This is a genomic window from Microcoleus sp. K1-B1 (genome assembly GCF_036704705.1).
Classification (GTDB): Bacteria; Cyanobacteriota; Cyanobacteriia; order Cyanobacteriales; family Microcoleaceae; genus Microcoleus.
Genome location: NZ_JAUBSH010000155.1, coordinates 1 through 7,301 on the forward strand (window position 1 = coordinate 1; position 7,301 = coordinate 7,301).

Here is a 7,301-nt window from a genome sequence, read left to right on the forward strand (position 1 = left end):
TTATTCTCTCCCGGCGCGGTGGCTTTAGTTCTTCTCAAAGCCACCGTTCTCATCTTTATTTAGTCTAAAGTACAGTCGCATAAAAACCTCTCCTAAGTTTTATAGTCCTAGACGGACGGGTAGTCAGAAACCGGATTTTTCGCAAAAATACTCGGTTATATCAAATCCGTTAACATCGGAATTATTATCTCTCTCTTCTCTTTCTCTGTGTCCTCTGTGCCCTCTGTGGTTTAATCATTCCGATACAACCGGAATTGATATTAGAGCATCGCAGAAAAGGTAAAAACCCGGTTTCTTTGGTTGGGACGGGTAAGTCAGGTTTCAATTTCCTCATTTTACACAACCAATTTTACCTCTGTTACTCCTTGACGCAATTCATACTGTCCTTTTACCCAAAATTGTTTAATTTTTTCACCCAAAAACGGAGCAGCTTGCATCATCAATAAACGCAACAATCCATTTTTTCGCAGTTGTTCGCCTTTCCACGCTTCTTGTGCTTGAAGTTGTTGGGCGCGAATAATTTCCGGTTCGCGTTCTGCCTGAATCCGCGATAATGCTAAGTCAATATCCTCGTAATTAGCCCCTGCTTTCAATAAAGGTACAAGGTGATTGGCGGCAACAATTACATCGCGGAACGCCATGTTAATTCCTTGAGCGCGAACCGGAGACATCGGATGTGCAGCATCCCCCAAAAGTATGATTCCTGGTCGATGCCAGCGCGGACAGCGACCAACCACAACAGATAATCGCATCGGAGATTCGATCGTCTCCGCACAGTTGCGGAAATGTTCTGCCATCCACGCAGGAGATAGCGATGCGAAAGTTTCTGCCCAGTCTGTGTGTTTCCAATCGGTTTTGTCATCTGCCGATAGCACCCAAGCCAGATGAAGTTTTCCTGATTCTGCCCCATGAAAAACACTGAATCCGCTACCGCCATTCAGGATGGAATAAAATACATTATCAGCCACAAACCGAGGATGAGCCGCAAGTTTAAACCACAGAACATCTATACTCTTCTGCTGTTTTACTAACTCTAATTCTGCACGCTGTCGTACAACCGAGTTTCTACCATCTGTACCAATCACAAGTGCAGCAGGAATCTCTCGCCCATCTCCTAGCTTTACACCCGCAATGCGATCGTTGCTGTAGAGTAAATCTTTTACGGGAACACCTGGGATAAATTCAAACTCTGGATGCAACTGAGCTTCTGAAATTAGTGTTTCTAGCAAAGGCGGTTGCGATACCAGTGTACAAGGTCGATTTGACCCCATTGGCTCATCAACTCGAAATAGTTGCCGATCGCCCACAACGAACTCCCAGGCATCAATTGGTCGGTGTGGAACACCTTCTAGCATAGTGGATAAGCCCATTTGGGCGATCGCATCCAATCCGCTGGGCATTAACCCTTCACCGCGAAAGACTCGGTAGGCATCTTTTGCCGCCTCAACCAAGGTAACAGCAATACCTCGTTTCACCAGCAGCAAGGCAAGTGCCGCACCAGTTGGCCCAGATCCCACAATTACAACTTGCGTCATTGCCATTCCCCATTGCTTTTTAATGTATTTCCCAGCTTAATTTCCATCCTAAGAGATAAAGCAGTCCCCGCAAACATTCATCCACTTTTGCTGGCAAGTATTTTGGTAAGTAAATCAATCTAATTAAACGTAAAACGATCTCGCTGTTATATCACCGAATTCTTTAAAAAATCGGGGATTGGGGTGTTCTGTTTTGCATTAGGAATCAAGCAGCAGTTGCTAAATCTTGCGGTTGTCCCAAGCGTCTTGCTCAAACGAATAATGTGTGACATAGTTTGTGAAGTACAGGTATAGCAGGCTGTCTCAAAGCTCGATCGCCCGTTAGCGAAGCTTGCAGAAGAGGATCGCCCACCCCCAGCTTGAAGCGAACACCCAAAGGGAGCATCTCAATGAAAGCAGTTAAGCTAGAAATTGGAGTTTTAAGGCAGGAGGCAGGAGGCAGGAGGCAGGAGGCAGGAGGCAGGAGGAAAGAGGAAGAAGGAAAGAGGAAGAAGGAAGGAGCCAGAAGAAGTGTTTTTACAAATATGAGATGCTCCCCACCCAAATCCCGAACCCTCGCCCTTTTTTTCCTTTTGCTACAGGCTATGATTGACGGTTGGCAGCTTTTGAGAATCTAAATGCTAAACACAAATACAATTATTTCCAGCCTGCTGTTATTTATCCCGGTTTCCATCGCCGGACACTTTCTCGGCTGGGAATCCTCCACAATCTTCGTCACCTCGGCTTTAGCCATCATCCCTCTAGCCGCCTGGATGGGGACGGCCACCGAAGAAATCGCCGTTGTCCTCGGTGCCAATTTGGGGGGTTTGCTGAACGCTACCTTCGGAAATGCCACGGAACTGATTATCGGCATCGTCGCCCTCAACGCCGGACTAATAGATGTTGTCAAAGCCAGCATCACCGGTTCAATTATGAGTAACCTGCTGCTGGTGATGGGATTTGCGATGCTGCTGGGCGGCTTGCGCTACAAAGAACAAGAATTTCAGCCGATAGTCGCCCGGTTGAACGCTTCAGCGATGAACTTAGCCGTGATTGCGATTTTGGTGCCGACGGCAGTTAATGCCACCTCTACGGGCATCCCTGCAGAAACTATGCAGAACCTCTCTAGCGCTGTTGCTATAGTCCTGATTGTCGTCTACGTGCTGACGCTGCTGTTTTCGATGAAAACCCACAGTTATCTGTACGATGCAGGGGTGGCAGAAATAGAAATGCTTGAAGAATTAGCCGAAAGTAACTTAGCACCAGACAGCCCTGACCACAAAGTCAATCTGCCGCTGTGGATTGCGGTGCTGTTAGCCTGTACCCTGATGGTAGCTGTCGAGTCCGAACTGCTGGTGGGTACTCTGGAAGAAGCGACAGCGCGTTTGGGGCTGACATCTCTGTTTACCGGGGTGATTTTAGTACCGATTATTGGCAATGCGGCCGAACATACGACGGCGGTGACGGTGGCAATGAAAAATAAAATGGATTTGTCGGTTTCTGTGGCCGTGGGATCGAGTTTGCAAATTGCTTTGTTTGTTGCCCCGGTGTTGGTTTTGGCAGGTTTTGTCTTGGGCAAACCGATGGACTTGAATTTCAACCCGTTTGAACTTGTAGCGGTTGCGGTGTCGGTGCTGATCGCCAATTCTATCAGTTCTGATGGCAATTCTAACTGGCTAGAAGGTACTTTGCTGTTGGCAGCTTATACGGTTTTGGCGCTGGCGTTCTACTTCCATCCGGTAATTGAGGGACTTGTTTAAAAGGCTTTCTTGTGCTGAAGGAAGAGGGAAGAGGGAAGAGGGAAGAAGGCAGATTTTTTCACTTCTTTTTTCGAGAGTGGTGGTTGCGATCGTACAATTGAAATGTGGCTACTCTCTCGTTATTAGTTCTGGTCTGTTTGTACATGATGTGCTCTCATCAGGGATTTGTGACCTCGATCGGCTGTGACAAACAACAAAACCTTTGGCCTCAACCGGATCATCGTTAGATCGCAGTGCCCCCGGTTATACAAAAATACGGGATGCTGAAGTCAAGCGAGACTAAAGCCTCCCTTGACTTCAGAGAAGCTGCAAGATTTCAATCAAGGGTGCTCATGAGTCTTTTACTAGGTGTGCTACGATCGTCATAAGTTGAAAATTGAGTCTAACTAGACAACGTAAAACCTCGTACTCTTATTGTTGAGTACGTCGTCCCACAAACACGGTGTTGCCATCTAGGAAAACTCGTATTTGAACAAAGACCGAACTAGATTAAAGAGGACTAATCAAATACGGTATGCCATACCGGAAGTAGCGATTTTAGAGAAGACGCCTCTAATGCGGCTTGAGTAATCTTGTCAAGGCAAGTAACGCAAGCTGAATCAAAAATCTCACTCACCAAGAGTGAACAGAGGTTAATCTAATTCCTTAATACTTGATTAAACTTCCTCGCCCGCTGCTGATGACAAGCATATTGACAGAGGCGCAGTTTTGTGCAAGATTCTCAGAATAATGCCCAAAATCGGCAGGAAAAATTTTCTGGAAGAGTAAACGACGGTCGATTTAAAACTGACCAGCCTATAAAAAGGTCGAACGGGATACCACGATTCGTTAAATTGGTTGAAAATAATGGTTAAACAATGGCTAAAAGCTTCCACAATAATAAATAGTTGTACAGACTGGAAAAATAGGGTGCTGCTCCACCCGAATTTACGCCTGTGGACAAGTAAGAGCCGACTCTCTTGGCAGAAGCAGGAATCAGACCCTCTAGAAAATACTTCTAGTTGAATGGTGAAGCTTAGATAAGTTTAGCCAAGTTTTGTATAGCAGTGTCAAAGTAAAACTTGATAGAGCAACCTCAATCAGGGTTATGTGGCTTCTGTGAGTTATTGCCTCAATCCCAAATGCCCGAATCCCTCCGATCCAGCCAACTCTGGTAAATCCGTGTGTATCCACTGCGGGTCAGAACTTTTGTTGCAAGGTAGATATCGGCTAGTCGCGCCTCTCGGAGGCGGCGGCTTTGGCAGAACATTTGAAGTAGACGACAACGGCGCCCGAAGAGTGCTCAAAGTCCTGCTCAAAGAACATCCCAAAGCTGTAGAACTGTTTAAGCAAGAAGCCGACGTATTGGTCAGGCTCAGACATCCAGGTATTCCAAAAGTCGATCGCGACGGTTATTTTACATTTACGCCCGCTCACAGCACAGAGTCTTTTCACTGTCTGGTGATGGAGAAAATTGCTGGGGCCAATTTGCAAGACTGGCTGAAACATCGGGGCCGCCCGATCAGTCAAGAACAAGCTGTAAACTGGCTCAAACAACTGTCGGAAATTTTAGACCAAGTTCACCGCCTCAACTATTTCCATCGGGATATCAAGCCGCACAATATTATGTGCAAGCCCAACGGGCAGTTAGTGCTGATTGACTTCGGGACTGCTCGGGAAGTGTCGGCGACTTATTTCGCTAAGGTGGGTCAGGGGCAAAATGTGACTGGTATTGTTTCCCCCGGCTACACGCCGCCCGAACAAACTAATGGCAAGGCTGTTCCGCAGTCGGATTTTTTTGCTCTGGGGCGCACTTTTGTTTATTTGCTGACTGGAAAGCCGCCGACTGCATTTCCAGAAAACCCCCGCACGGGCAGATTAATGTGGCGCAAAGGAGCTCCTCAAGTTTCCGACGCCGTGGCTAATGTAATCGATTACCTGATGGCGCCTTTTCCGGGAAATCGACCTCAAAGTCCCCAGATGGTTTTGCAGTGCTTGGAGGAAATTAATCTCGACGACGCAGAAACTCAGGTGCCGACTCAGTTGCCGACGACGGGGCAAACTAAAATTCGCGCAACTGCCGGGGCGCCTGGGGCGAAGAAGCAGAGTTCCATAAACCGCCTCAGACCTCTGAATTCGGGATTGAACAAGACCGAGAAAAATGTTTTTGATTGGAAAAAGAAGTTGCTGGCGGGCACGGCTGTTTTGATGGTGAGTATTGGCGCGTCTCAAATTTACGGTTCGCTGCGTTACGGGGTGTTTCCAGCAAACCCGGTGTGGCTGCTTTCTACTTTACCTAGCACTCATTTTTTGCAAAGAAGTTTGGATAATGTCGGGAGTGTAAATGCGATCGCCCTGTCGCCTGACGGTCAAAATTTGGTGAGCGCTAGCTTTGGGACGATTAGAATTTGGAATGTGAGGACGGGACGCCTGGTGCGGACTCTCAATTCGGTACATTCTAAAAAATCGGTCAACACGCTGGCGGTGAGCCCGAACAGCTCGATTTTGGCCAGTGGGGGCGACGACAATAATGTGATTCTCTGGGATTTGAAGACGGGGCGGCGGATGCGGACGATTGCCGCTCACACCGCCGCCGTCAACGCGATCGCTTTTAGCAGGGACGGTCAAACTCTGGCTAGCGGTAGCCAGGACAAAACTATTCGCTTGTGGAATGTCAGAACCGGCAGCAGGTTGCGGACTTTGAGCGGCCACGCCGGAGGAGTAAACGCGATCGCTTTGAGCCGGGACGGTAAAACTCTCGCTAGTGGCAGCCAGGACAAGACTGTGCGTTTGTGGAATCTCGGCACCGGAGAAGTCAGAAGGATTATCACAGGTCACGGGGGCCCGGTTAATGCTGTGGCTTTTAGTCCGAACGGGCAAATTGTGGCTAGTGCTAGCACGGACAAGATCCGTTTGTCGAACGTGCAAGACGGGAAGCGCACCCGCACTTTTAAAGGGCATTCGGGCTGGGTGAGGACGATCGCCTTTAGCCCGGACAGCCGCACTTTGATCAGCGGGGGCGGAGATATTATAGTTTGGGATTTGAAGACGGGAAAAGAAAGAAGCAGTCTTTCGGGTCACAGTCAGTTTGTGAGTTCTGTGGCTATTTCCAGAGATAGCAAGACTTTTGTGAGCGCCAGTCCCGATCGCACTATTAAGATTTGGCGAATGCCATAGTCATACGATTTTAGATTTTAGATTTTAGATCTAAGAATTGGTAATGACTGCTTTTGTATGGGTTTAGAGTACGGGTCTACAGTTGCATTGTTTTTTTTACTGGCATCAGTAGTCATATCAATTTCGGTTGCATTAGAATGATTAAACCGCTCTTGACCCTCTTGACGCAGAGGAATAGAACAGAGGGATGAATAATTCCGATGGTACCGGATTTGATATTATTCAAAACCCCGACCAATTACCCATTACCAATTCGTAATTTTCAAGTTTCACATAAATTTGGTATTATCCAAAAATTCCTCGCCCGTTTTTCGCAAATTCATCAACTGTTTGCTGCGACAATTCATGAACTGCGATCGCCTGCAACACGTCAAAAGGCAGTGTCAAATGATGGGCTCCAGCTAATAAAGTCTTTACCGCTTCTTCCGGCGATTTAATGCTAGCTGCCAAAATTTCAGTATTACTTTTCTTCAAGACATCAGCCATATCTTGGACTAAAGCAAAACCGTCTCCCAACAATCTGGTGGCGCGATTCACGTAGGCGATCGCATATTTGGCCCCCGCTTCTGCTGAAACAACTGCTTGTGATGCGCTGTAAATAGCTGTCACCGCGCAAGGAATTTCCGGTGACAAATGCGCTACTGCTTGAAAACCAGCCGCCGTTGCTGGAACTTTCAAAACTGTTTGCTGTCCAATTAATTCAAAAGCCGCTTTTCCTTCTGCTACCATGCCATCAAAATCAGATGCAGTTAGCTGATAATACACTTCCCCCGGAATAAGTTTCGCCAGTTGTGTGGGGTGCATCTCAGTTTGGCAAATACATCAAATTGAAAGTTGACCATTGAGATAAGCACAGCGAAGAGCAAGGATA

5 protein-coding genes are annotated in these 7,301 nt (G+C 47.3%); 3 read left to right on the forward strand and 2 right to left on the reverse strand.

Translation table 11 applies throughout. From position 1 onward, the window contains the following. Positions 1 to 335: 335 nt before the first annotated feature. A complete protein-coding gene (locus tag QUA83_RS29550) occupies positions 336 to 1,535 on the reverse strand; it encodes an FAD-dependent monooxygenase (protein ID WP_333297730.1) in 1,200 nt (399 codons plus the stop codon). A gap of 389 nt (positions 1,536 to 1,924) precedes the next feature. Between QUA83_RS29550 and QUA83_RS29555 the strand changes: the two genes are divergently transcribed. The 3 genes from QUA83_RS29555 (at position 1,925) to QUA83_RS29565 (ending at position 6,430) form a co-directional block, all read left to right on the forward strand. Further along, positions 1,925 to 2,152, forward strand: coding sequence for a hypothetical protein (locus QUA83_RS29555; RefSeq protein WP_333297732.1), 228 nt, complete (start codon positions 1,925 to 1,927; stop codon positions 2,150 to 2,152). Further along, positions 2,153 to 3,274: a calcium/proton exchanger gene (gene cax, locus QUA83_RS29560; RefSeq protein ID WP_333297734.1), complete on the forward strand. Its 1,122-nt coding sequence runs from the start codon at positions 2,153 to 2,155 to the stop codon at positions 3,272 to 3,274. It abuts the gene before it with no gap. Between the two features lie 1,089 nt (positions 3,275 to 4,363). After that, complete coding sequence (locus tag QUA83_RS29565; protein WP_333297735.1) at positions 4,364 to 6,430, forward strand: serine/threonine-protein kinase; 2,067 nt, start codon at positions 4,364 to 4,366, stop codon at positions 6,428 to 6,430. Between the two features lie 285 nt (positions 6,431 to 6,715). Here QUA83_RS29565 and QUA83_RS29570 read toward each other — a convergent pair whose 3' ends face one another. Further along, positions 6,716 to 7,234 carry a transaldolase family protein gene (locus QUA83_RS29570; RefSeq protein ID WP_333297737.1) on the reverse strand — a complete coding sequence of 173 codons (519 nt, stop codon included), beginning with the start codon at positions 7,232 to 7,234 and terminating at the stop codon, positions 6,716 to 6,718. Positions 7,235 to 7,301 lie beyond the last annotated feature (67 nt).

Excerpts from the sequence above, each read along its gene's own strand:
- cax (WP_333297734.1), top strand. The coding sequence starts at position 2,153 with ATGCTAAACACAAATACAATTATTTCCAGCCTGCTGTTATTTATCCCG.
- QUA83_RS29550 (WP_333297730.1), bottom strand. The coding sequence starts at position 1,535 with ATGACGCAAGTTGTAATTGTGGGATCTGGGCCAACTGGTGCGGCACTT.
- QUA83_RS29555 (WP_333297732.1), top strand. The coding sequence starts at position 1,925 with ATGAAAGCAGTTAAGCTAGAAATTGGAGTTTTAAGGCAGGAGGCAGGA.
- QUA83_RS29570 (WP_333297737.1), bottom strand. The coding sequence starts at position 7,234 with ATGCACCCCACACAACTGGCGAAACTTATTCCGGGGGAAGTGTATTAT.